General features: G+C 59.8%; 18 protein-coding genes. 8 read left to right on the forward strand and 10 right to left on the reverse strand.

The window, feature by feature from the left end; genetic code table 11:
- Nucleotides 1-263: 263 nt before the first annotated feature.
- Nucleotides 264-1217 carry an RluA family pseudouridine synthase gene (locus ACVWVQ_RS12680; protein ID WP_414427999.1) on the reverse strand — a complete coding sequence of 318 codons (954 nt, stop codon included), beginning with the start codon at nucleotides 1215-1217 and terminating at the stop codon, nucleotides 264-266.
- Between the two features lie 337 nt (nucleotides 1218-1554).
- Between ACVWVQ_RS12680 and ppsA the strand changes: the two genes are divergently transcribed.
- Entirely contained in the window at nucleotides 1555-4020 is a 2466-nt protein-coding gene (gene ppsA, locus ACVWVQ_RS12685; RefSeq protein ID WP_457508808.1) for a phosphoenolpyruvate synthase, read from the forward strand.
- An 81-nt stretch (nucleotides 4021-4101) separates the two neighbouring features.
- A complete protein-coding gene (locus tag ACVWVQ_RS12690) occupies nucleotides 4102-5376 on the forward strand; it encodes a dihydrolipoamide acetyltransferase family protein (RefSeq protein WP_457508810.1) in 1275 nt (424 codons plus the stop codon).
- Nucleotides 5377-5467: 91 nt separating this feature from the next.
- On the opposite strand, the gene lipA is transcribed toward ACVWVQ_RS12690, so the two are convergent.
- Nucleotides 5468-6361 (reverse strand): lipoyl synthase, encoded by an 894-nt coding sequence (gene lipA / locus ACVWVQ_RS12695; RefSeq protein WP_457440018.1) that lies wholly within the window; start codon nucleotides 6359-6361, stop codon nucleotides 5468-5470.
- Between the two features lie 175 nt (nucleotides 6362-6536).
- Here lipA and tkt point away from each other — a divergent pair, with 175 nt between their 5' ends.
- The gene (gene tkt / locus ACVWVQ_RS12700; protein ID WP_457508812.1) at nucleotides 6537-8537 is read left to right on the forward strand and encodes a transketolase; all 2001 of its coding nucleotides are present in this window, start codon (nucleotides 6537-6539) and stop codon (nucleotides 8535-8537) included.
- Nucleotides 8538-8944: 407 nt separating this feature from the next.
- Here the strand turns inward: tkt and ACVWVQ_RS12705 are convergent, their stop codons facing one another.
- Nucleotides 8945-9073, reverse strand: coding sequence for a hypothetical protein (locus tag ACVWVQ_RS12705; RefSeq protein WP_011432750.1), 129 nt, complete (start codon nucleotides 9071-9073; stop codon nucleotides 8945-8947).
- 211 nt (nucleotides 9074-9284) lie between these two features.
- Here ACVWVQ_RS12705 and ACVWVQ_RS12710 point away from each other — a divergent pair, with 211 nt between their 5' ends.
- Both ACVWVQ_RS12710 and ACVWVQ_RS12715 read left to right on the forward strand, forming a co-directional pair.
- Nucleotides 9285-9743 (forward strand): hypothetical protein, encoded by a 459-nt coding sequence (locus ACVWVQ_RS12710; protein ID WP_457508813.1) that lies wholly within the window; start codon nucleotides 9285-9287, stop codon nucleotides 9741-9743.
- 350 nt (nucleotides 9744-10093) lie between these two features.
- On the forward strand, nucleotides 10094-11143 hold the full coding sequence (locus ACVWVQ_RS12715) for a hypothetical protein (RefSeq protein ID WP_414522006.1): 1050 nt from the start codon (nucleotides 10094-10096) through the stop codon (nucleotides 11141-11143).
- 81 nt (nucleotides 11144-11224) lie between these two features.
- Here the strand turns inward: ACVWVQ_RS12715 and ACVWVQ_RS12720 are convergent, their stop codons facing one another.
- The 6 genes from ACVWVQ_RS12720 to ACVWVQ_RS12745 all read right to left on the reverse strand — a co-directional run bounded on the left by ACVWVQ_RS12720 (nucleotide 11225) and on the right by ACVWVQ_RS12745 (nucleotide 19028).
- Nucleotides 11225-11512, reverse strand: coding sequence for a hypothetical protein (locus tag ACVWVQ_RS12720; RefSeq protein ID WP_457508815.1), 288 nt, complete (start codon nucleotides 11510-11512; stop codon nucleotides 11225-11227).
- A 27-nt stretch (nucleotides 11513-11539) separates the two neighbouring features.
- Nucleotides 11540-12157 (reverse strand): hypothetical protein, encoded by a 618-nt coding sequence (locus ACVWVQ_RS12725; protein WP_457508817.1) that lies wholly within the window; start codon nucleotides 12155-12157, stop codon nucleotides 11540-11542.
- Nucleotides 12158-12178: 21 nt separating this feature from the next.
- Nucleotides 12179-14008, reverse strand: a complete 1830-nt coding sequence (locus ACVWVQ_RS12730) for a proline--tRNA ligase (protein ID WP_457508819.1) — start codon at nucleotides 14006-14008, stop codon at nucleotides 12179-12181.
- Between the two features lie 115 nt (nucleotides 14009-14123).
- Entirely contained in the window at nucleotides 14124-17291 is a 3168-nt protein-coding gene (gene infB, locus ACVWVQ_RS12735) for a translation initiation factor IF-2 (RefSeq protein ID WP_457508820.1), read from the reverse strand.
- A 373-nt stretch (nucleotides 17292-17664) separates the two neighbouring features.
- Nucleotides 17665-17973 (reverse strand): YlxR family protein, encoded by a 309-nt coding sequence (locus tag ACVWVQ_RS12740; protein WP_414409175.1) that lies wholly within the window; start codon nucleotides 17971-17973, stop codon nucleotides 17665-17667.
- Nucleotides 17974-18017: 44 nt separating this feature from the next.
- On the reverse strand, nucleotides 18018-19028 hold the full coding sequence (locus ACVWVQ_RS12745; RefSeq protein WP_414409176.1) for a response regulator: 1011 nt from the start codon (nucleotides 19026-19028) through the stop codon (nucleotides 18018-18020).
- 663 nt (nucleotides 19029-19691) lie between these two features.
- On the opposite strand from ACVWVQ_RS12745, the gene glgP reads away from it, so the two are divergent.
- Together glgP and ACVWVQ_RS12755 are read left to right on the forward strand one after the other, a co-directional pair.
- A complete protein-coding gene (gene glgP, locus ACVWVQ_RS12750) occupies nucleotides 19692-22292 on the forward strand; it encodes an alpha-glucan family phosphorylase (protein WP_457508821.1) in 2601 nt (866 codons plus the stop codon).
- A 115-nt stretch (nucleotides 22293-22407) separates the two neighbouring features.
- Nucleotides 22408-23469: a tetratricopeptide repeat protein gene (locus ACVWVQ_RS12755; protein ID WP_457508823.1), complete on the forward strand. Its 1062-nt coding sequence runs from the start codon at nucleotides 22408-22410 to the stop codon at nucleotides 23467-23469.
- Here ACVWVQ_RS12755 and ACVWVQ_RS12760 read toward each other — a convergent pair.
- A complete protein-coding gene (locus ACVWVQ_RS12760) occupies nucleotides 23466-24275 on the reverse strand; it encodes a response regulator transcription factor (RefSeq protein ID WP_414413106.1) in 810 nt (269 codons plus the stop codon). The two genes, ACVWVQ_RS12755 and ACVWVQ_RS12760, sit on opposite strands and share 4 nt — an antisense overlap.
- A gap of 278 nt (nucleotides 24276-24553) precedes the next feature.
- Between ACVWVQ_RS12760 and fni the strand changes: the two genes are divergently transcribed.
- Nucleotides 24554-25612: a type 2 isopentenyl-diphosphate Delta-isomerase gene (fni, locus tag ACVWVQ_RS12765; protein ID WP_457508825.1), complete on the forward strand. Its 1059-nt coding sequence runs from the start codon at nucleotides 24554-24556 to the stop codon at nucleotides 25610-25612.
- The last annotated feature ends 209 nt before the right edge of the window (nucleotides 25613-25821 follow it).

Consider the following 25821-nt stretch of genomic DNA (forward strand, 5'->3'; position numbering starts at 1 on the left):
TGAAGACTTCTTTACTACTGATCAATCCATCCTCCTTCCGAAGTTGGTTTGCTAAGTGCTGCTATTGTACCCCTTGAGCCCTTAACAGGCTGTACTTTGGTGAGGATGAGCGCATTCTAAACAACTCACCCGGCAAAAGCGCTTCCGACTTCTCTAAAGGTTTGCTGAAGATTGAAACCTTTTGGGCGCAGGGAGCAACCTGGATCCCGTCGGATGGAATCAGGGGGATCCCTCTGCAAGTTGGGAACGGCCACGGCGACGCTTCATCTGACTTGGCTGCGCAATTGCCGCAGGAGCCGCTCGAACTCCTCAGGAAGGGGGGCAGTAAAGTGCATCGGCTGGCCGCTGCGCGGGTGGATGAAGGAAAGTTTCCAAGCGTGAAGGGCTTGGCCGCTCAGTTTGACAGGGCTGGTTTTGCTCTGGGTGTAGAGGGGATCCCCGACAATCGGCAGGCGCAAATGGGCAGCATGAACCCGAATTTGATGGGTGCGCCCGGTCTCCAGCTCAAACTGCATCAGGGTGTAGTTGCCCAGCCGCTCCAACACTTGCCAGTGGGTTACCGCCACTCGCCCTTGGCCAGGGGTCAGGACGGCCATTTTCTGCCGATCCACCGGGTGCCTCCCAATGGGGGCAGAGACGGTGCCTTGGCTTTGGGCCGGCCGGCCAAACACCACCCCCAAGTAGATGCGCCGGGCGGTTTTGGCCTGGATCTGGGCTTGTAGGTGCTGGTGGGCCTGATCGTGTTTGGCAATCACCAGGGCACCAGTGGTGTCTTTGTCAAGGCGATGGACAATACCTGGACGCAGCTCGCCGTTGATGCCTGAAAGATGGGGGCAGTGGGCCAGCAGGGCGTGCACCAGGGTGCCACTGGCGTGGCCGGGGGCGGGGTGCACCACCAAACCGCGGGGCTTGTTGATCACAAGCAAATCGTCATCTTCGTAAAGAATGTCCAAGGGGATCGGCTCCGGCTGCAGGGCAGTCGGGGTGGCTGGCGGGATCCGCACCTCGACTTCATCCCCAGCTTGCAGGGGGCGATCCTTATCCCGGCAGGGCTGCCCATTGAGCCAAACCTGGCCCTGGCGGATAAGCTGCTGCAGGCGCGACCGCGACAGCTCCGGCAGTTGCTCTGCCAATCCTCGATCCAGCCGCAAGCCCTGCTGTTTTTCCGTCACCCTGATCTGGCGAATGTCTGCTGCAGCCTCCTTGTGGCCCTCCATGCCGTTGTTGCCCAAATTGCCTTCTTTGACCATTGTGGCAGCCCGGCTACTTTTGCACTGAGTAAAAAAGGTCGAAGATTTGCAGCAACTTCCGCAGGCAGGTGGTGGGGGGATCTGCCTTGTCTCATCGCCTTCTAAGCCTTCTTGGGGGGATCCCTGGGCAATTTTAAGGGGCAGAAAATCCTGACTAGAGTGAGGCTATGGCCCACCAAGAATGAGTTGGGCCGAGTGTTGGCATAGGAGAGCCGGGAGCGATCCCAAGCCGACAACACAGCACACCCCAGCAATTGGCGTTGGCTCAATGGATCGCTCAATGGATCTAAGAAGGAGGTAAGGCATGTCGGATGGAGCAACCAGGGGATCCCAGCTTCAGCAACCCTCTCAACCCCAGCTTGGCTCAGAGCCGCCTTTGGTCTTGCCCCTGACGGAGGTGGGGCTGCGGGACGTTGCCCAGGTGGGCGGGAAAAACGCCTCCTTGGGAGAAATGCTGCAGCAGCTCACCTCAAAGGGGATCCAGGTGCCGACAGGATTTGCCACCACCGCCCATGCGTATCGCCAGTTCATCGCCTCTGCGGGCCTAGAGGAGAAGTTGCAGGAGATTTTCAAAGACTTAGACATTGAGAATGTCCAAAATTTGCGCGAGCGGGGCAAGGCTGCCCGCACCTTGATCTTGCAAACTCCCTTCCCCCCTCAGCTAGAGCAGGCCATCGCCGAAGCCTACCAAAAGCTGTGCGAGCGCTACGGCCCCGACACCGATGTGGCGGTGCGCTCCAGTGCCACGGCAGAAGACTTGCCGGATGCCAGCTTTGCCGGCCAGCAGGAGACCTACCTGAACGTGCGTGGAGTGCGGGCAGTGCTCAATGCCTGTCACCACTGTTTTGCCAGCTTGTTTACCGACCGGGCCATCTCCTACCGCCAAATCAAGGGCTTTGACCATTTTCAAGTAGCCCTCTCGGTGGGGGTGCAGAAGATGGTGCGCTCGGATCTGGCTTGCTCGGGGGTGATGTTCTCCATCGACCCAGAAACCGGCTTTAAAGATGCGGTGCTGATCACCGCCGCCTACGGCCTGGGGGAAAACGTGGTGCAAGGGATCGTCAACCCCGATGAGTACGTGGTCTTCAAACCCACCCTCAAGCAGGGACTGCGCCCCATCCTCTCCCGCAAGCTGGGCAGCAAGGCCCTGAAGCTGGTCTACGACGAGGGGGGATCCCGTTCCACCAAAAACGTGGCCGTCCCCGAAAGCCTGCGCCGGCAATATGCCCTCAAGGACGAGGAAGTCCTGGAGCTGGCTCGCTGGGCCTGCCTGATCGAAGAGCACTACTCGGCGCTGCGGGGCCGCTTCACCCCCATGGACATCGAGTGGGCCAAAGATGGGATCACCGGCGAGCTGTTTATCGTCCAGGCCCGCCCCGAAACGGTGCAGTCGCAAAAAGGGGCCAACCAGCTGACCACCTATCGCTTCACCCAGCCTGGGGCGCAGCCCGAGCCTCTGGTGCGGGGACGGGCCGTAGGCGAGGCCATTGGCCAGGGCACAGCCCGCGTCATTTTGGATGTGCGCCGCTCGGATCAGTTTCAGGCCGGCGAGGTGCTGGTGACCGAAAAAACGGATCCCGACTGGGAGCCAATCATGAAAAAGGCCAGCGCCATCGTCACCAACCAGGGGGGCAGAACTTGCCATGCGGCCATCATCGCCCGCGAGCTGGGGATCCCGGCCATTGTGGGCTGCGGCAACGCCACGCAGGTGCTCCGTTCCGGCGAGCCCATCACCGTCTCCTGCGCTGAAGGGGAAGAAGGGCGGGTCTACCCGGGCCTGTTGCCCTATGAGGTGACGGAGATCCCGCTAGAGGAGCTGCCCCGTCCCCGCACCCAGCTGATGATGAATGTGGGCAACCCAGAAAAAGCCTTCGGCCTCAGCGGGATCCCTTGCGATGGCGTGGGGCTGGCGCGGCTGGAGTTCATCATTGCCAACCACATCCAGGTCCACCCGCTGGCTTTGCTCAACTACGAGCAGGCGGTGAAAGAGGAGCCGCGCCTGGCAGAGCTCACCGCCCAGTATGCCGACAAGCCGGAGTACTTTGTGGACAAGCTGGCCCAGGGGGTGGCCACCATTGCTGCCGCCTTTTACCCCAAGCCGGTGATCGTGCGGCTGTCGGATTTCAAAAGCAACGAGTATGCCCACCTGTTGGGGGGATCCCGCTACGAACCCCACGAGGAAAACCCGATGATCGGCTGGCGGGGGGCTTCCCGCTACACGGATCCCCGCTACCGCGAGGGCTTTGCCCTGGAGTGCCGAGCCATGAAGCAGGTGCGGGATGAGATGGGCCTGACCAACGTCATCTTGATGATCCCCTTCTGCCGCACGCCGGAAGAGGGACACAGGGTGCTGGAGGAGATGGCTCGCCATGGCCTGGTGCGGGAAGAAAACGGTCTGCAGGTGTACGTGATGTGTGAATTGCCCAGCAACGTCATCCTGGCCGACGCGTTTTGCCAGATCTTCGACGGCTTCTCCATCGGCTCCAACGACCTCACCCAGCTCACTCTGGGCCTGGATCGCGACTCAGCCCTGGTGGCCCACCTTTTTGACGAGCGCAACGAGGCCGTCAGGCGGATGATCGCCCAGGTGATCCAGACGGTGAAAAGCCACGGGCGCAAGATCGGCATCTGCGGGCAGGCCCCCAGCGACTACCCCGACTTCGCCCGCTTCCTGGTGCAGGCGGGGATCGATTCCATCAGCCTCAACCCCGATTCCCTGTTGAAAACCCTGCTGGTGGTGGCCGAAGCAGAAGCGGCTGGCACCCGGTGAGCCCAAAGCCGGCCCAGAGACGTGCGCGGGGATCCCGTCTCCTGAGTTACAATCTCTTCTGCTGTGTTCCCATCCCCATCGATGATCCACGAACTCTCCATGCCGGCCCTCAGCTCCACCATGGAAACGGGCAAGATCGTCACCTGGCTGAAAAACCCCGGCGACCGCGTGGAGAAAGGAGAAAACATCCTGGTGGTGGAGTCGGACAAAGCGGACATGGACGTGGAGTCCTTCCACAGCGGCATCCTGGCCAGTATCCTGGTGCCGGCAGGGGAATCAGCCCCGGTGGGCGCCCCCATTGCCCTGATTGCCGAAAGCGAAGCGGAAGTGGCCCAAGCTCAGGAAAAAGCCAAAGCCCTCGCTGCTGGCGTTACCCCTGCGGCTCCACCTAGCGTAGACCGCGCCTCTGCAGCTCAGCCGACAAGTCCTGCCCCTGCGGCAACCCCCACCTCTACACTGCCAAATGGATCGGATGGCGCCGGATCCCAGCGGATCGTGGCTTCTCCACGGGCGAAAAAACTGGCGGAGAGCCTGGGGATCGATCTGCGCACCGTGCGCGGCTCCGGCCCCAATGGTCGCATCGTCGCTGAAGACGTGGAGCGAGCTGCGGCCCTTTCCGCTCCTGCAGTGGCTGCCCCCTCTGCTCCAGCCCCCGCGCCTCCAACTCCTGTGGCTGTCCCCTTGGGAGAGACAGTTCCCCTCAGCACTTTACAAGCGGCGGTGGTGCGCAATATGAACGCCAGCCTTGGCGTGCCGGTGTTCCACGTGGGCTACACCATCACCACCGATAGCCTGGATCACCTCTACCAACAGGTGAAGCCCAAAGGAGTCACCCTGACGGCCCTCTTGGTCAAAGCCGTGGCCATGACCCTGGAGAAGCACCCCCTTCTGAATGCCAGCTACACAGAAAACGGCATCCATTACAAATCGGATATCAACATCGCCGTGGCCGTGGCCATGGAGGATGGCGGGCTGATCACCCCTGTCCTAAAGCAAGCCAACCGGCTGGATCTGTATGAGATCTCCCGCCGCTGGAAGGATCTGGTGGAGCGGACGCGGCGTAAGCAACTGCAGCCGGAAGAGTACAATAGCGGCACCTTTACCCTCTCCAACCTGGGCATGTTTGGGGTGGATCGCTTCGATGCCATTTTGCCCCCCAACCAGGGATCCATTTTGGCCATCGGCGCTTCTCGCCCCGCGGTGGTGGCGACGCCGGAAAAAGCGATTGCCATCCGTTCCCAAATGCAGGTGAACCTCACCTGCGATCACCGTGTCATCTACGGCGCCCATGCAGCGGCCTTCCTGCAGGATCTGGCCCAGTTGTTAGAACAAAATGTGGGATCCCTGACGTTGTAGCCGCCCTGAAACCCGGCCTTGAGCCAATCTCAGAGTAGGGTTCTTCTCTCGCGCAACCCACAAGGTCGGGCAGCCGGCGAGGCCCCAGCGCTCAGGAGCTCCTCCTGGGAAAGCGCTGCATCAACTCTTGCACAGCCTCGGCATGGTAGGAGCTGCGGGTTAGGGGCGAAGACACCACCTGCAAAAAGCCCAGTTCCTCTCCCACCCGTCGCCAATGGTCGAACTCTTCGGGGGGAACGTAGCGCTCCACCGGCAGGTGTTTGGGGCTGGGCGCCAGGTATTGGCCGAGCGTGAGGATGTCACAACCCACCCGGCGCAGATCCCGCATCACCTGCAAGATCTCCTCGGCTGTCTCTCCCAGACCCAACATCACCCCCGACTTGGTGTACAGGCCGGGATCCCATTGCCGTGCCAACTCCAACAGTTTGAGGGAGCGCTCGTAGTTCCCTTGCGGGCGTACACGGCGATAGAGGCGGGGCACCGTTTCGGTATTGTGGTTGAGCACCGTCGGTCGGGCGGCCAAGATCTGCTGCAGCGCCTGCCAGTTACCACATAGGTCTGGGATCAAGACCTCGATGGTGGTCTGGGGCATGCGGCGGCGGATTTCCGCAATGCAGGCAACAAACTGGCCGGCTCCCCCATCGGGCAGGTCGTCCCGATTCACTGATGTAATTACCGCATGGCGCAACCCCAAGCGCTCCACTGCTTCCGCCACCCGCCGGGGTTCGGTGGCATCCAGGGGCAGGGGGCGTTTGGTGAAGTCGATATCGCAGTAGGGGCAGGCGCGGGTACAGGCCGGGCCCATGATCAAAAAGGTGGCGGTGCCGTTGGCAAAACACTCCCCCAGGTTGGGACAGGAAGCCTCTTCGCAAACCGTGTTTAGGCCCAAGTCCCGCAGCAGTTGTTTGACGGATCCCACCCGTTGAGGGGCCTTGGCCCGCAGCCAGGAGGGTTTGCCGCCAGGAGAAGAAGAAACAACGGTCAAAGAAGTGCTCCAACACAAAACAGCAGCGACGGTATCACTCAGCTTAGCCTGCCATTTGGCCCCGTTGGAATTTGGACAAAGCCAATTTCCCGGCCCAATTGATCCCTGCCGCCTCGGAAGCACGACCCAAAACGCGGCATACTGGAAAGCAAATGTCGAGCGATAGGGATCCCACATGGTTGTTGCTGCTCCTCCCTCTCTGGAACAACTTGCCATCAACACGATTCGCTTTTTGGCGGTGGATGCTGTTCAGAAGGCCAACTCCGGCCACCCTGGCCTGCCGATGGGAGCAGCACCCATGGCCTATGTGTTGTGGCAGCAGTTCATGAAGTTCAACCCCCGCAACCCCAAGTGGGTGGATCGGGATCGCTTTGTGCTCTCGGCGGGGCATGGCTGCATGCTGCAGTACGCGCTGCTGCACCTGACCGGCTTTGATGTGAGCCTAGAGGACATCAAGCAGTTTCGCCAGTGGGGATCCAAAACCCCCGGCCACCCGGAAAACTTTGAAACTCCGGGGGTAGAGGTCACCACCGGCCCGCTGGGGCAAGGGGTGGGTAACGCGGTTGGGCTGGCGATTGCCGAGGCCCATCTGGCCGCCCGCTTCAACAAGCCCGGCCACACCATTGTGGATCACTACACCTACGTGATCTTGGGCGATGGCTGCAACATGGAGGGGGTGGCTTCCGAAGCAGCTTCTTTGGCCGGCCACCTGCAACTGGGCAAGCTGATCATGCTCTACGACAGCAACCACATCTCCATCGACGGCAGAACGGAAATCGCCTTTACGGAAGATGTGGGCAAACGCTATGAAGCCTACGGCTGGCATGTGCAAAAAGTAGAGGATGGCAACCACGACTTGAAAGGGATCGCCGAGGCCATCCAAAAAGCCAAGGAAGTCACCAACAAGCCTTCTTTGATCATTGTCGAGACCACCATCGGCTACGGATCCCCCAACAAGGCCGGCAGCGAGAGCGTCCATGGGGCACCCCTGGGGCCGGAAGAGGTGAAGCTCACCAAACAAAACCTGGGTTGGCCTCTGGAGCCGGAGTTTTACATTCCCGACGAGGTGCTGGCCCACTTCCGCCAGGCCATCGAAAAAGGGGCCAAGGCCGAGGCCGAGTGGAACGAGCGCTTCGCCGCCTACGAGAAGGCTTACCCCGAAGAGGCCGCCGAGTTCAAGCGCATCATGGCCGGGGAGCTGCCGGTGGGCTGGAAAGAAGCGCTGGCCCCCATTGCCGAAACTGGCAGAGAATCCACCCGCAACCTCTCCAAGTTTTGTCTGAATGCCTTGGCCAAAGCGGTGCCGGAACTGCTGGGGGGATCCGCAGATCTCGCCCACTCCAACATGACTTATCTAAAGGGGATCCCAGAGTTTCAGGCCGGCTCTTACGAGGGGCGTAACTTCCGCTTTGGGGTGCGGGAACACGGCATGGGAGCCATTGCCAACGGCATGGCGCTTCATGGAGGTCTCATCCCTTACGACGCCACCTTTTTGATCTTCACCGACTACATGCGGCCTGCCATCCGCCTATCGGCCCTCTCGCAAGTGCGGGTGCTGCACGTCATGACCCACGACTCCGTCGCCTTGGGGGAAGATGGCCCCACTCACCAGCCCATTGAGACACTGGCTTCCCTACGGGCTATCCCCAACCTCTATGTGCTGCGCCCAGCGGATGCCCGCGAAACGGTGGGATCCTACCAGGTGGCCCTAGAAGCCAAGACCACCCCTTCTGTGCTGGTGTTTACCCGGCAAGCCGTCAACCCGGTGGAGGGCACCTCTGTTGAAGGCGTAGCCAAAGGGGCCTATGTGGTGGTGGATGCCCCCAATCCAGAGCTGATCTTGATCGCCACCGGCTCTGAACTGGAGCTGGCGGTGAAAGCTGCAGCCCAACTGAAGCAGGAAGGCCGGGCCGTGCGGGTGGTCTCTATGCCCTGTATGGAGCTGTTTGAGGCCCAGCCCCAGAGCTACCGCGATTCCGTTCTGCCCCCCAACGTCACCAAGCGCGTCTCCGTCGAGGCAGGTTCCACCTTCGGCTGGCACAAGTACCTGGGGTTTGAGGGGGTGGCCATTGGCATCGACCGCTTTGGCGCCTCTGCCCCCGGCCCGGTGTGTATGGAGAAGTTTGGCTTCACGGTGGAAAACGTGGTCAACACTGCCCGCCGGCTGCTGGGCTGAGGGCACTTTACCCCTTCCTCGGCGCTTTCAAGGGGCTCAGCAGGGATCCCTTCTCTGCTGGGCTTTTTTCCCTGTTGAGCCTGCTGCCCAGCGGCGTGACCCGGACAGGCGTAGCGAACCTCGCATCAACCAATCAGCAGGACTTCCAAAGCATCCGGATCTGCTTCTTTCTGTAGGGCAGCCATGGCGGAGAACGCAGTCGAGGGCGGCTTCCTGCCCCGCAGACAACACCTTTGCCTTGAGGACATCTTCAACCATGGCGGGGATGATCCTTGAAGGCAAGTTGGAAGTCGAGCAGGCTGCCACCATCGCCTTGAAATCGCCTTGAAGAAGAAACTTTGGCTTCCGCCGCCGTGCTGAGGTGCTTGTGCCGGCTGCAGACACAAACAGCTTTGCCTACTGTTTGCCTACTGTAGGAACCCCGCCAGTAAAATCACCGCGGCTCCCACGGCAGCCAAAATCGTCAGCGCCCGGCCCGCGTCGGCACTGCCCTTCCACGAGAAGTTTTTCTCCGACTTTTTCGGTTCTGCTGGCATGGCCATGCCTCCCTTTGCATTGCCAACTCTAACTTAACTTCCCCCCCACGGGATCTTAGCTGGTTGGGGCATACCCTGGAAAAAACAGCAGCCATCTGGCCCGGCCAGCCGTTTTTGGGAACAATACAAGCAGGCAAGGGATCCAACTCCCACCAGTCTGGAAGCACATCCTGAGGCGAAAGCCATGAGCTATGCAGAACGGAGCAAAAGAATGGTTTTGACGTTGGCGACTCTGCTGGGCGGCTGGGTTGGCGGAGGGTTGTTGCAGGGATCCCTCTGGGTTGCCGCTCAGCCTACCTTTCAGACAGTGCCGTTGCCGCGCTTACCGGTGGGTGTCGATCAATTGGTTTTTGATCGCCCAGTGGCCCGCTTTAACCCCAACCTACCTGCCGAGCTGGTGATCCGCAATCACACAGGTCTGCCTTTGGAATACGGCTTTACCGATCCCCGCCAGAAAGTCTCGGAACTGCCTGCCGGCGAAACGTTGCGCCTGAGCAACCTGTTGATCCCCAATTGCATGGCCATCAACACGCCGATGTTGGCTCCTGTGGGCTACCAGGTGAGCGTGGATTCTTTCAACGTGATCACTGTAGAAGTGCGCCTGGTCAACGATGTCTCCGGCGACCACTGCCTCGATCTGCAAGCGACAGGGGCTATTTTTGTGAATTGAGATGAGCTGATACCCATCGATTACCCATCGAACACAAGTTAAGTCAAATCCTTCAAAGGGATCCCTTACATCCTCACCTACAGTCATCTTCTGGCCTTTGCCAGGATGGACATGGGATCCCACACGGTAGATGGCAGTTGACTTTGCCCGGTTTTGACGCTGGGATTGAGTCTATTGGAGAGCCGATCAGAGGCTTAGGCGTATCGACAGGGGCCATCCCCTGTGACAGGATTCGAACAGGATATGAACAGGATATCGAGGCCGATGTTCTGCCGGACTCTGTTTAGCCTTTCTCTGGGCTTGTTGCCTGTGTAGTCTGTCTGTACTCTATCTTTTTCTTGGATGGTCTCATGAGCGATAACTTGTATTCCTGGTTTCCCCGGGCCTTGGTGATCGGTGCTGCGGTTGTGGGGTTGTCGAGCTTGCCTGCAAGGGCTCAGCAAATTACGGATCCCAGCCCAGCTCAAGCGGCCACCAATGTTGAACCTACCTCCCCAATCTCGGCTTCTTTCCGCAGCCAAGATGGCGTCAGCGTGCGCCCGGAAACGGTGAGGGTTTTTGTGGATGGTCAAGATGTCACGTCCCAGTCGGTGATCACCCGCGATTTCTTCACCTATCGCCCTGCCCAACCTCTGCCGCCGGGGCGTCGGGAAGTCTTGCTGGAGTTCACCAATACCCAGGGGGTGACCCGCCGCGTGACCTGGAGCTTCACCGTGGGTAGCCCTGTCCGCGCTTCCATCGACCTGGTGGATCACAATGCCGGCAGTCGCCCCTTGGCAGCCGGGGAAATCCTGCTGGTTACCGTCAAAGGCACTCCTTCCAGCCGGGTGACGGTTTACCTCATCCAAGATGGACGGCAAGTGCAAACCCTGCCGGCTCAGGAAGTTTCCAGCGGCACCTATGTAGTGAACGCCCTAATCGAGGCGAAAGATACCACCCGGGAAGGGATCGTCGTCGCCCGCCTGGAAAATGGTGGCCAAGTGCGCTTCATGACCGCCGAACAACCGGCCCGCCTGATCGAAGGGGCCACCGGGGGCATCCAGCGGCTGACCACCCAAGAGGTTTCCGCTACAGTCAGCGCCCCCAGCCCCCTCTTGCCTCAAATCACCAACCTGCAGGATGGGGATCGGGTTTCCGGTTCTTCGTTTACGCTGCAGGGCACTACAGCTCCCAATGCTTCGGTGCGGGTGAATGTAACGGCTTCGACCTCTCTGGGGGGCATCATCAGCGCCCAACAGACCGTGACCAACCAAACGGTGCAGGCAGATGCCCAGGGCCGTTTCACCATCACCGTTCGGCCTCCCATTCCGGCCTCTGGCACGGTGTATCAGGTGAATCTCACGGCCACTTCCGGCAACCAAACCAGCCCAACGGTAACCCTGCGCCTTACCCAGCAGTAGGGGTTCAAGGGATCCCAGCCCATCCCGATAGCCTTCCCCCCACCCATCAAGGGATCTGGGCAGCCTTCCATGTCCAGCAGTTCAGACTTCCCTCTCTCCCCTGGGAGAAGGGCTGGGGGTGAAGGCTCTATCATCTTCAATTCCCAGGGATCCCTTGCCGGCTTGTAGGGGAGTTTTGGATAGAGGGGACTGCATTTGCCAGCGCCACAGGATCCCGGCCATGATCAAGGTGGGCAAAACGATCATCACGACCACCACTGGCATTTGCTCCGGCAAGGCCAAGTAAGGGCCACCATACTTGATGGCTGTGCTGATCCCGGCAGCAGCCAGCATCAATTTTAGGGCAAACCAGACTGTTTTTCGATCCATGACTTACTTTTAATTCACGCTTTTAATTCACGATTGGCTAGGGTTGCTGACCATGGCAGTGAGAATGCCGGCAATGGTTTCCAGCTCCTCAGGTACTCGATACAGCGTTAAGTCTTGTTTGATCACCTGCTGATCGGCAAGAATTTGTCCGAACTGCCAGATAGACCCAATCGTCACTGCACCGTAGATCTGAGCCTGCTGCTCCACCTGCGCCAGGGCAATCATTTCTACAGCCATTTGCACAAAGGCTCGCGTTAGATCGTCCTTTTTGGCTTCAACCACCAGCAGGATGTTCTTCCCTCGCAACAGATAATCGAGGCTGCCCTTCAACCAATTGTTGACCATCAGGGGATACTCCAGCCGCAAAGGAACTCGACAATGGAGAGCCACTTCGGTCAGCACAGGAGCCACCAGCAATTCCCGCCGCGCTGTTTCGCTGGTGAGGCTAACCAAAGGTAACAATTGTCGGATCCGATCTTTCAAAACTGGGGTTTGCGGCGGCGCAGGGGCAACAGGCCATGTCCACTCCCCAATTTCCAGTTGATAGCCGAACTGAGCCAAGATTTCATCTGGCTCGTAGGGCATCTCAAAATAAGAGCGAAAAGTATAGGATTCGTCTTCTTTAAGAATGGAGATGTTCAGCATCGGGTTCAGGAGAAGCCACGCTCAGTCCGGCACAACTAGGGCTGCTTCAATCCGCTCTTTCAGGGTAGTCACCACTTCTTCAATGGGAATTTCCGTGGCTTGGCCGCTGGCCCGCTCGGTGAGTTCCACCTTGCCCTGTTTGAGGCTGCGCCCTGTGGTGATGCGGTAAGGGATCCCGATCAGATCCGCATCTTTGAATTTCACCCCGGCCCGCTCGTCCCGGTCATCCCAGAGGGTCTCGATGCCGGCAGCAGCGAGATCTTGCACCAGTTTTTCCGCCACGCTCATCTGCTCGGCGTCCGAGATGTTGGGCACCACCACCACTACGTGATAGGGGGCAATGGCCACGGGCCAGATGATGCCGTTGGCATCGTGGGACTGTTCCACCGCCGCCTGGGCCAAGCGGGATACCCCAATGCCATAACAGCCCATCCAGAGGGGCTGCTCGGATCCCTGTTCGTCGGTAAAGGTGGCCCGCATTGGCAGCGAGAACTTGAGGCCTAGCTGAAAGATATGGCCGATCTCGATGCCACGGGCCGTTTCCAGAATCTGGTCGGGGTTGAGTACAGAACGATCCCCCGCTTGCGCTTTGCGCACATCCACCACTTCCGGCAGGGGATATTGCTCGCCCCAGTTGGCCCCCACCACGTGCCGCCCCACGTGGTTGCTGCCGGTCACAAAGTTCTGCAGCAGAGCTGCCGTCTGGTCGGCCAAGCGCAGGATCTGGGGGGCAAGGTTTTTTTGCCGGCCCAGACAGCTATCCGGCAAATCAGGAGCGATGTAGCCCACCGGGATGGGATCCCCCTGCCAACTGTTTTGGATCTCGGCATCCGCCAAGGTGAGCTTGAGCAGCTTGTTGGCTTGGTAGCGCTCTGCCAAGCGGCTGAGGTGGTTGGCCAGTTTGACCTCGTTGACTTCTTGATCCCCGCGGATGCTGAGCAGCACTGCCACCCGCAGGCCGTTGTCGTAAAGGGCTTGGTAGAGGACGTTTTTGACGATAAGGGTGGGGGAAATCTTCAGGAAATCGGCGAGCTTGTCAATGGTCTCCGTCCCCGGTGTATCCAACACCTGAAAAGATCCGTAGGGAGAATCTGCAGCCTGCGGCGGGATGGAGACAGCCTTTTCCACATTGGCAGCATAGGAGCCATCGGGCGTGTAGAGGATCTCATCTTCTCCCGCAGAGGCCAGCACCATAAACTCCTGCGAGGCCGCCGATGGCCCCCCGATCGCCCCGGCATCAGCATCCACCACGCGAAACTCCAGCCCACAGCGCCTGAGGATGCGGCTATAGGCTCGGTACATATCCTGGTAGGTCTGGCGCAGGCTTTCCTCGTTGGCATGGAAGGAGTAGGCGTCTTTCATGATGAATTCCCGCCCTCGCATCAGGCCAAAGCGGGGCCGAATCTCATCCCGAAACTTGGTCTGGATCTGATAGAGGGTTTGGGGCAATTGCCGGTAAGAACGGATCAGGTCGCGGGCCAGCAGGGTGATCACCTCTTCGTGGGTGGGGCCGAGGCTCTGTTCCCGCCCCTGCCTGTCCTTGAGGGCAAACATGATCCCCTCGGCTTGGGTGTACACATCCCATCGCCCCGATTCCCGCCAGATCTCCGCCGGCTGCAACTGGGGCAGCAGACACTCTTGCCCACCGATGGCGTTCATCTCCTGGCGAACGATCTCCGAGATCTTTTGCAGCACCCGCCAGAGGAGCGGCAGATAGGTGTAGATCCCTGGGGAGAGCCGCCGGATAAAGCAGCCCCGCAGCAGCAATTTGTGGCTGGGCAACTCGGCCTCGACGGGATCCTCCCGCAGCGTGACAAACAGCATCTGGCTCAGTCTCTGGCTTTGTTGCATCCCTTCCCTCCCTCTGAGGACTCCTCCCGCTCGCACGATCAGCTCAAACTTTCCCGCCCTGTTTGGGATCCCCTGCCCGAGAACGCAGGCCGACCTAGAGTCGCTTGGGGTGAAGCTAGGCGGGAGTGAGCGTCCGCCGCTTGGTGACCATCTGGTACACCTCGATGATGTCGCCTTCCTGCCAGGATTGGAACTTGTCGATGCCGATCCCACACTCGAAGCCGGCAGCCACCTCCCGCACGTCGTCCTTGAAGCGCTTCAGAGAGTCGAGACGACCTTCGTAAACCACCTCCCCTTTGCGACGAACTCGCACCAGAGCATTGCGCTGCACCTTGCCCGAGAGCACATAGCTGCCGGCAACCGCACCGCGCCCGATGGGGATCACCATGCGCACCTCCGCCTGACCCAGCGGCTCCTCTACTTCTTCCGGCTCCAGCAGGCCCTCCATGGCCGCCCGCAGATCGTCCAGCAGGTTGTAGATGATGTCGTACTCCCGCACATCCACGCCCTTGTCATCGGCAGCCTGCCGGGCGCCGGGGGCCAGGGTGGTGTTGAAACCGAGGATGATGGCGTCGCTGGCCGCAGCCAAATCCACATCGGTTTCCGTGATCTCGCCAGGGGCCGCCAGCAGAACCCGCAACTGGACTTCCTCTTGGGGCAAATCCCGCAGCGCTGTCTGAATGGCCTCGGCGGATCCCTGGACATCCGTCTTGATGATCAAGTTCAACTCCTTGAGCTGGCCTTCTTGGGCTTTGGCGGAAACACTACCCAAGCTCACGCGACGAGACAGCAGCGCCTGTTGCAGACGGGTTTGCCGCAGCGCTTCTGCCCGCTCTTGGGCAATGCGACGGGCTTCTTTTTCGTCAGTGTAAACCTGGAACTCATCCCCGGCTGCCGGGACTTCATCCAGGCCTAGCAGTTGTACCGCCGAAGAGGGCCCGGCTTCTTGCAACCGCTGGCCGCGATCGTCCATCATCGCCTTGACCCGACCCAGAACGGCCCCGGCCACCAGGGTGTCTCCGACCCGCAGAGTGCCATTTTGCACCAAGAGGGTAGCCACCGGCCCGCGAGCTTTGTCCAGGTGGGCCTCGATCACCGTGCCACGGGCGGGACGGTTGGGATTGGCCTGCAGCTCGGCCACATCGGCCACCAACAGGATCATCTCCAGCAGAGCATCCAGGTTACGGCGGGTGAGAGCGCTTACCTCCACCATCGGGGTATCCCCACCCCACTCTTCTGGCAATAGGCCGTGCTCCGCCAACTGCTGCTTGATGCGCTCTGGCTGGCTGCCGGGCTTGTCGATCTTGTTAATGGCCACGATGATCGGCACCTGAGCCGCCCGCGCATGGCTGATCGCTTCCAGAGTTTGCGGTTGTACCCCATCGTCGGCGGCCACCACCAAAACCGCAATGTCGGTGACGCGGGCTCCCCGGGCGCGCATGGCGGTAAAAGCCTGGTGGCCAGGAGTATCCAGGAAAACGATGCGCCGCTTCTGGCCTTCAAAGTTCACATCCACATGGTAGGCACCGATGCGCTGGGTGATCCCGCCAGCCTCTCCCTGCGCCACTTTGGTGTCGCGGATGGCATCGAGGAGGGTGGTTTTGCCGTGATCCACATGGCCCATGATGGTCACCACCGGCGGACGCGAGACCAGATGGTCGATGTCCTCCACATCCAGCATTTCGGTTTTTTTGGCCTCGGGTTCTGCCTCGGGTCGGCGAATCTCATAGCCCAACTCTTTGGCCACCGACTCGGCCAGCGATTCATCCAGGACTTGGTTGATGGTCACCATCACCCCTTTGAAAAAGAGGGTTTTGATGATCTCGGTTTCGGCCACACGCAGGCGGTGGGCCAATTCCTGAACGGTGAGGCTGCCATCCAAGAGCAACACCTTCTCTTCGGGCAAGGGCTCTGTCCCGCTGGCGCGATCGGCAGCACCAGCCTCAGCGGAGGTAGGTTGCTGCTGCAAACGGGCAGCAGGGCGGGGGCGGGCAGGGGGAGCAGCCGTTGCCGCGGGTGGGCGATAGGAAGGAGGCTTGGCGGTGGGGCGAGCCAAGGGCTTGAGGGCGTTTAGCTCAGCCTGCTTGACCGCTGAAATGATGGTCATGGGATCCAAATCCAAACCATCTCCATCTCCTTCCCCTCGTCTCCGACTGCGTTTGCGTTTGGCTTGAGCGCGGGCAGCCCGTCGGTTAAGAGCTTGCAACTCCTCGTCCTCTTCTTCTTCCGTTTTGCGCTTGACCTTGGGTGGGGTAGGTCTTACGGGAGCCTCCGCCAACACTGGGCTGGGACGTTCCCCAGGGATCCTCTCTGGCAAGGGAGAGGCGGCATCTGGCTCAGGGGGAGCTGGCTTGGCCACAGGACGGGTAGGGGGCCCCACCAATTCCATCCGCCGCTGCGGACGAGGGGCTTCACCGGCTTTGCCGCTGCTGGAACGGTTTTCCTCAGTCACCGGAGAACGCGTGCCAGGGCGAACAGGTGCGCCCACCAGTTGTGGACGCGGTCGCTGCGCAGGTGGAGGAGAAGGAGCTTTTTCTTCCGCAGGCTGAGGGGCACGGGCGCGGCTGGGGGATGGTGCTTCTGAAGGGCTGGGGCGACTGAGCTCGGGAGCTTTTTGCGGCGGTTCAGGCCGCTCTGCCGGCAGTTCTGCCTCGGAGGTAGCTCGTCGAGGGGGGGTGAGCACAGTTGGGCGCTTGGCCACAGAACTGGGCTCGGAGCTGCTGGCTTTGGCTGCGGCAGGTTCAGGGCGAATGGGGGGGGGTGCCGGTTGAGAAGCCGTCCCCGGCTCTTGGGTGGCCTCAGACGAGCGGACAGGAGGGCTAACTTGCCGCCGCGGCGGGCCTATGAGCTGAGCACCACCGCTGGCAGATCCTTTTTCGGGGGAGACTCGCTCAGGTCGAGATGGCGAGGGCTTGGCAGCCGGCGGAGTTTCAGCCGTCTTGGCCTCGCCAACTGGGGCTTGCTGCTGAACGGGCGCGGGCCGACGAATGCCGACGATCGCGCTGGCGGTGCCGGGAACTTTCTGCTGAGGGCGCTCACTGGCTTTAGCTTCAGCAGGAGGCTCCGGCGGGAGGTTTTCAGATGGGGGTTTGGGCCGGGGTCGAGGAGGCTTCACAATGCGGGAGGCGCCCAGCTTGCTGCGCACCAACTCAGCCTGCTCCGGAGAAATGGTGCTGCTGTGGGTTTTGAAAGGGATCCCCAGTTGCTCACAAATCTCCAGCACCTCCCGACTGTCACGCCCCATCTCACGGGCAATGTCATAGAGTCGAACTTTGTCGGTCATTCGTCTGCTAGCCTCTGCTCCTTTCTCCTCGTCAGTTTTACTCTCCAAGTCAATGGGAACCCGGTTATTGGGTTGAGCCGAACCTTTTGGGCTTGCGGGGGCTTCCTCCGGTGCATCGAGAGCAGCTTGGCGATCCTCTAGAGATCCGGACTGGAGGGAACCCAGGTCTGAAGCTGCTCTGGCAACATCCGCAGGGGACATCCAGTAGGGCAGCCGGGGAAAGAATAGATGGAAACAGCGCCTCCAGAATAACCTCTCTGCAGCTCCTCCAGCCTGACCTCAGTTTTCCGGCCAACTCCCATTCTGACAATTGAGGGGGGCTGTCGTGTAGTTCGCAACCTGATGAACCTAAAAGGGCGTTTAAATATCTTACCTATGTTTGGGAATACCTCTGAGGCTCAGGCTTTTGGAGGAGATGCCCCTGGCAATCCTGCTCAAGAGAATCCAACAGCCGTTGAAACAACGAGTCAGGCACCGGTGCCTTGAGAGCTCTGCTGATTTGCTGCTTGCGTCGGGCTGCCTGCAGACATTCCAGCCGACGACAGACATAGGCAGAACGCCCCATACCCTCATCCAAAAGCACTTGGTGGGAATCAAATTGCCTGACCAGCCGCCACAGTTGTGAGCGAGGAAACAACTGGCGACAGCCTACACAACGGCGCAGCGGATCGGCACCCGGCAAAAGACTCTATCCTGCTGATACACTACAAGCAAGCTCTATCCAGCCTACTCCAAATCTGGCGCCTGCGATCGCAGAAACTCAAAGAAATACTCCACCAACTGGGGATCCCGCCACCCTCTGGCTGTTTCTTCCCGCAAAATGTCTATAGCCTCTTGAGCAGTGAAAGCTCGCTTGTAAGGTCGCTCCGAGGTGAGGGCGTCGTAGATGTCGATGATCTGGAAGATACGGGCCACCAGAGGGATCTCTTCCCCCTTGAGGCCGTCGGGATAACCGCTGCCATCCCAACGCTCGTGGTGGTGACGGATGAGGGGCAACACCTCTTTCATGGTGCGTAGTGGGCGGCAGATTTGCTCCCCGATCAAGACATGGGATTTCATCACCTCCCACTCTTCCGGCGTATGTTTGCCTGTTTTACCCAAGATGGCATCGGGTATGCCCACTTTGCCGATGTCGTGCAGGTAACCTCCCCACATCAGCACCTTGATCAGGGGACGGGGCAGATGTAAAAACTCGCCGAAGCTCTTGGCCATTTGTACCAAGCGCTCACAGTGATCCCCGGTGGTGGGATCCCGGCTTTCCACACTGCGGGCAATGGCGAACAAAACCTGGGCAGCATGATCCAAGTCTTCATTGAGGTGCTTTTGGCGAACGAGGGAACGCACCCGCGCCAACAATTCCGACTCGTCAAAGGGCTTGCTCAAGAAATCATCTGCCCCAGCTTCAATACCGCGCACGCGATTTTTGCGATCGCTGGCCGCTGTAATCAGCACCACCGGGATCAAACGCGTCTCGTCATTGGCTTTGATGCGCCGACAGACCTCGAACCCATCCAACCCCGGCATCATCACATCCAGCAAGATCAGATCCGGCTGGAAGGTTTTCAACATCTGCAGGGCTTGATTGCCGTTTTCGGCCTCGCTGACCCGGTAGCCAATGCTCTCCAGCAGATCCCCCAGCAGCAGGCGGCTGTTGGGCTGATCATCCACGACCAAAAGGTGACCAGCCTCAGCCTGATCCGCAAAAGGTGTGACAGGGATCCCAGCCGTTACGGGCATCTTGGGCATCTCGAGTTTGGCAAGTTGGGCGCAGGAGGAGCCGGTCACCGCACAATTCCAGTTGCAACACTTCTACAGTAATCCCATCAGAGAAAAAAGAGCATCAGGCTTTACACTGAGCTGCTCTAAGAAAGGGAAGGGGTTTTTCCCACCAATCCAGAACTTTGTGAGCACTTGTACAGAGCCTAGATATCCTGGAAGCCTCTTTCTGTTTAGTCTGATACAGATGCTTCGGAGAGTGGATGCCCCACCCAACTCCCCAGGCTCCCACGTCAGCGCACTTGGCCATTTCCACTGGCCGGTTAAGTACCGTTTTTAACCATCGGCTATTTGCTCACCTCTGCCCTGCTCAGTTCTCCTCCGGAATACACCTCGCAGGACTGTTCTCATTGTGGCTACCGGGTGAAGAAGACGCTGTCCACTCTCCCCAAAGAACTCCGTCCCGCTGACGCGAACGAAAGAGGGAACGCCTGGGGAGGTGAGCACCGCTGCCGTGGAGGCGAGACCTGATATGGTAAGTGCTGTCGCAGAACCAGGAACCAGAATCCCCTGCCTAAAGGCAGGGGAGTATGTCAAAAATCAGCACTCAAGCTAAAAAGCCACGCCCTCCGGCTGAGGCCAAGGTAGCCTGACAGTGGAACCAACCCTTTTCCCGGATTCTCTATGAAGCCGCTACGGACGTTCAAGGTCACTCCCTACCTGCCTACTCCGCTGGAAAGTCTGCGCTTGCTGGCTTACAACCTGCATTTTAGTTGGAACGTGGAAACCCGCAGCCTATTCCGGCGCATGGATCCGGATCTGTGGGATGCCTGCAGCCACAACCCGGTGGCTTTTCTAGGTCGGATTCGGCAGGAACGGCTGGATGAGTTGGCGGAGGATCCCGGCTTTTTGGCCCAGTTGGAACGGGCCAGCCAACAACTGCAGAGCTACCTGCAGGAGGACACTTGGTATCGCAAGTATCGTTCGGCCCAAGCGGTGGAAGGGGAGTGCTACGCCTATTTTTCGGCAGAGTTTGGTTTGGCGGATTGTCTACCCCTCTACTCAGGCGGCTTGGGGGTTTTGGCCGGGGATCACCTCAAGGCGGCCAGCGATCTGGGCTTGCCCTTGGTGGGCGTGGGCTTGCTCTACCAAAAGGGCTATTTTCGCCAGTACCTCAACCCCGACGGTTGGCAGCAGGAACGCTACCCAATCAATGAATTTTTTAACATGCCCCTGGAGCTGCAAAAGGATGCGGAGGGTCAAGAAATTCGGATTGAGGTGGATTATCCCAACCGCAAGGTGTTCGCCCGCATTTGGAAGGTGACGGTGGGGAGGGTGCCCCTCTATCTTCTGGACACCAACATCGAGCCCAACAGCCAGTACGACCAAGACATCACCGATGAGCTGTACGGTGGCGACCAAGATCTGCGCATCCACCAGGAGATCATGCTGGGGATCGGCGGCGTGCGGGCTTTGCGCGCCCTTGGCATCCATCCCACCGTCTACCACATGAACGAAGGGCACTCGGCCTTTTTGGCGGTGGAGCGGATTCGCCTGTTGATGGTCGAGCAGGGGCTGAGCTTTGAAGAGGCTTGGCAGGTGGCCAAGTCCAGCCAGATGTTTACCACCCACACGCCGGTGCCCGCCGGGATCGACCTATTCCCGCCCGACAAAATCGATTACTACCTCGGCTTCTACTACAGCCAGATGGGCCTGAGCCGGGAGCGCTTTTTGGCTTTGGGACGGGAAAATACTGGCGACTTCCAATCTCCCTTCAGCATGGCAGTGCTGGCCATCAACATGGCCTCTTTTGTCAACGGTGTGAGCAAGCTGCATGGGGCGGTTTCCCGCAAGATGTTCAGCCGGCTGTGGCCTGGGATCCCGCTGGAAGAAGTGCCGATTACCTCCATCACCAACGGGGTACATGTCCGCACCTGGGTGGGGGAAGAGAACCAAGCCCTCTACGACCGCTACCTGGGGCCGGATTGGGCAGAGGCTCCTCCTTCGGATCCCCTCTGGCAGAAGGTGGATCGGATCCCGGATGGGGAATTGTGGCGGGCCCACGAGCGCAGCCGCTCCCGCCTGATTAACTTTACCCGCGAGCGCTTGATGGAACAGCTCCAGAAACGGGCTGCCTCAGCGGCTGAGATCCAACGGGCCTCTGAGGCCCTCAACCCGGAGGTGCTTACCATTGGGTTTGCCCGCCGCTTTGCCACCTACAAGCGGGCCACCCTTTTGTTCCACAACCTGGAACGGCTCAAGGCTTTGCTCAACCATCCTCAGTACCCGATGCAGTTTATCTTTGCCGGCAAGGCCCACCCCCGCGACATACCCGGCAAAGAGCTAATCCGCCAGATCGTGCAGGTGTCGCGGCAGCCGGAGTTTCGCCAGCGCTTGGTTTTCATTGAGGACTACGACATGTATGTCACCAGCTTGATGGTGGCCGGGGTGGATGTGTGGCTGAACAACCCCTTGCGCCCCCGTGAAGCCAGCGGCACCAGCGGCATGAAGGCGGCAGCCAACGGTGGACAGAACCTCAGTATTTTGGACGGCTGGTGGGACGAGGCTGACTATTACCAGACCGGCTGGCCCATTGGCCGCGGTGAGGAGTATGAGGATCGCGCCTATCAAGATGAGGTGGAGTCGAATGCCCTCTACGACTTGCTGGAACAGGAGGTTGCCCCTCTCTTTTATCAGCGCGGCAGCGATGGCCTACCCCACCAGTGGATCCAGCGCATGAAGCAGGCGATTCGCCTCAATTGCCCCCAGTTCAGCACGCAGCGCATGGTGCTGGAGTACGTCCAGCGAGCCTACATTCCTCTCAGCAACTACTTCGACCGCATGCGCCGTGACCACTTCGAGTCGGCCCGCCAGTTCGTTCGTTGGCAAAACCACCTGCAGGAGCATTGGTACAACATCCAGGTTCTCAACGTCCAGATCGAAACCCCGAAGAAAGCTGCCGCTGCCGGCCTTGCCTTGGCACAGGATGACCAAGTGGTGATGGCCAGGGATCCCCTCACCGTGACGGTGGAAGTGCGGCTGGGATCCCTGCAACCTCAGGATGTGATCGTGCAAGCTTACCAGGGGCCGGTCAATGATGAGGGCCAGATTCAGAAGGGACAGGCAATCTCCCTGCGCTATGTGGAGACGCTGGAGGATCGGGCCATCTTCTCCGGCCAGATTTGCTATGAGGCCAGCGGCTTGCAAGGGTTGGCCATCCGCCTGCTCCCCTTCCACCCCGACATGCACGATCCCTACGAGCTGCGGTTGATGCTTTGGGCCTAATGGGGATCCGGAGCACGCTCGCGTGAGCGGGCCAGGAGGGAGGGCAACCCAATCGGGCAGAATCGAAGAGAAATTGAAAAAACGGGATGCGTTGGTGACAGCGGTGCGGAGCAGTATGTTCAGAGCCCACGACTCTGCCGGCTTGCGCGTTTTGATTGCAGTTGCCCTGTTGCTGGGGAGCATGGCGAGTTGGCGGCAGGATCGCCTTTTGGCAGTGATGGGCCTGGTGGGTGCAGCCGCCATCTCTGCCTTTACCCGTCCGGCCATCTTGGCCTACAACCGTGGTCGAGAACGGTGGCTGAACCGGGATTTGCCGGGGGCTATTGAACAGCTCAGCTTGGCTCTGCAGCGGGATCCCTGCCTGGCCAACGCCTACATTTTGCGGGGAGAAGCCTACTTTGCCCTCGGCCAAGTTCCCCAAGCCTTGGAGGATTTCGGCCAGGCGACCCGGTTGGCCCCACGCCGTCCAGAACCCTATTTTTACCGCGGGCTGATTCGTCAGTCTCTCGGGGACCTCCAAGGAGCAACGGCGGAGTTTGCTGAACTGGTGCGCCTACACCCCAACGTCCCCCACCACCTCAGCTTGGCCAACCTGCTCGTGCAACAGGGATCCCTGCCTTTGGCCCTAGCCCACCTGGATGAAGCCATCCGCCTGGATCCCACCTCAGCACTTGCCTATTCCCAGCGAGCCCGTTTGCACAGCTACCTGGGCGAATGGGAGGCGGCTTTGGCCGATTGGTCGCAGGCTATTGACTGGGATCCCAGCCCGGCCCATTACTACCAGCGGGGTGTGGCTTATGCCTGTGGTGATCACTTTGACGAGGCCATTGCCGACCTCAGCCGCAGCCTAGAAATAGAACCCCAACAGCCCAACGTTCTCTACATCAGGGGCAACCTTCTCTATGCGCTGGGGGAGATCAAAGCTGCTTTGGACGACTACGAGCGGGCCTTTCGCCTGGAAGCGGACATGAACCGCATCGACCTCTCCGACGAGTATGGGTTGTACGGACGAGGGCTGGCCTACTGGAATATGGGGGATAAAGCGACAGCTTTTTCGGATTTGCAGGCAGCTTTGCAGGTCAGCCGCCAACATCACAACCTGGCTCTGGAGCAGCGGGTGCGCCGGTCTCTGCTGCAACTGAGCAATCCCGACTGGGATCCTGCGCAATCTGCCTAGCGGGATTTGATTGATTGATTTGCAGGTGCCTCCCCTGACGCTGCGACTCCACGACGCTGCCGCTGAGGCCCAGATCCTGAATTGCCTGCGGCGGCTGACAGAGTTTTCTGTTCCTGAAGCAGCGGGGGGTTGAGGCCAAAGCAGTAGCCGACATTGCGCACTGTGTGGATCAAGCTGGGCTGGCGCGGATCCCGTTCCAGCTTTTTGCGCAACGAGAGGATATGGGTATCGACGGTGCGAGGGTTATCGGTGGAATCCGGCCATGCTCGCTCTAGTAGCTCTAGACGAGAGACGGGATCCCCGTCCGCCTGCACCAGCACCATCAGCAGGCTAAACTCCTGAGGCGTGAGGTCGATCCCTTCCCCAGCCAAGGCGACGCGCCGTTGCACCAGGTCAATTTTGAGATCCCCGTACTGCAGAAAGGTAGGGGGGATATGACGCTGTCGCCGCCGAGCCAAGGCTAGAAGGTGGGCATCCAGCAGTTGCATACTAAAGGGCTTGGTGAGGTAATCGTCCGCTCCTGCTTCTAGGCCGGCGATAATGTCCGCTTCGGATCCCCGGTGGGAGAGTAGCAAAATCAGCAGATCGTACTGGCGATGGGCCCACCGGCACAATTGCAGCCCGCCGCGGTTGGACAGCTCCGCATCCAAAATCAGCAGGTGAATGGGCTGGTGTTGCAGCAGAGTCTTTGCTTGGCGAAGGGTCTCTGCTTCCCAAACTTGGTGTCCGGCCTGTTGCAAATGCCAACACAGCAAGCTGCGCAGATGAGGGTTGCCTTCTGCCAGCAAGATGTGCAAGGGTTGCATGGCTGTTCGGTTGGGATCCCGCCCACATCATAGTGCTCCGCACCGCTACCGCGACAGTGCTATGCCTCCGGCACCCTACCGGGAACCGCACCGCTGACGCGACAGTGCTATGCCTCCGGCACCCTACCGGGAACCGCACCGCTGTCCCAGTAGATAGCGAGTCACCTTGGACTCCGTCCCGCTAGCGCGAACGGGCAATGCTGTTCGCCTTTGGCAGCGCACGGCGTTATAGACTGACAATCTCTACCAAGACCAAAGGGCTCTGCACTGCTGACGCGATGGCCAATTCTCTCCCCCCCATTTCCGAGCGCAAACAGGATCACCTGGACATTGTTCTGCAGCAGGATGTGGCTGCCAAAGGGATCCGCACCGGGTTTGAGCGGTTTTTCTTTGAGCATGTGGCGCTGCCGGAGCTGCTGTTGCCGGAGATCGACCTAAGCTGCGAATTCTTGGGAAAACGCCTACAGGCACCCCTGCTCATCAGCAGCATGACGGGGGGAACAGAGGCTGCCCATGAGCTAAACCGACAACTGGCCGCCGCTGCCCAACAGTTGGGTATTGCCATGGGGGTGGGATCCCAGCGGGCAGCTTTGGAACATCCAGAGCTGGCCCGGACTTACCAGGTGCGCCAAGTGGCCCCGAATATTTTGCTGCTGGCCAACCTGGGTGCCGTTCAGCTCAACTACGGTTATGGGGTGGAGCAGGCGCGACGGGCGGTGGAGATGATCGAGGCGGATGCGCTGATTCTGCACCTCAATCCTCTCCAGGAGGCGGTTCAGCCCCAAGGGGATCCCGACTGGCGTGGATTGTATGGCCGCATCGAACGGTTGGTGGCGCAGTTACCGGTGCCGGTGGTGGTGAAGGAAGTGGGCAATGGCCTCAGTGCCAAAGTAGCCCAGCAGCTGGCCGAATGCGGTGTGGCGGCCCTGGATGTGGCGGGGGCGGGCGGCACCAGTTGGAGCGAGGTGGAGGCCCATCGCCAAACAGATGCTCTCAAAAAACGCATTGCCCACAGCTTCAGGGATTGGGGGATCCCAACGGCTTTGTCCCTGCTGGAAATTCGTCGCCTGCTGCCGGACTTACCCCTGGTGGCCAGCGGCGGCATCCGCAATGGCATCGACGCGGCCAAAGCTATCCGTCTGGGAGCCGATGTGGTGGGTATGGCCGCCCCCGCTTTACACGCCGTCTCCCAAGGACAGATGCAGGCAGTGGTGGAAACCTTTCGCGCCGTGATCGAGGAGCTGCGCATTGTTGCCTTTTGCACCGGATCGGCCAACTTGGCTCGGCTGCGACAAGCTACCCTGCGGCGGCAGGATACTTGGGATCCCTTGCCCTAAACTCCAAGCACTTGCCACAAACTGAGGGTCAATACCAGAGCCCCCAGATGATAGGGCCACTGTATGCTTTGTCGAGATGCTTTGTCGAGCTATTTTGCCGGTCAGCACCCAGGAGAGCATGACTCTAGTCAATGATATGCTGGACTATACTGAAAATAATGTACAGTATGTTCAGTATGGCTGCTTGGTATGGCTAGGTATGTAAAACC

Source organism: Thermostichus sp. MS-CIW-36 (assembly GCF_054059035.1).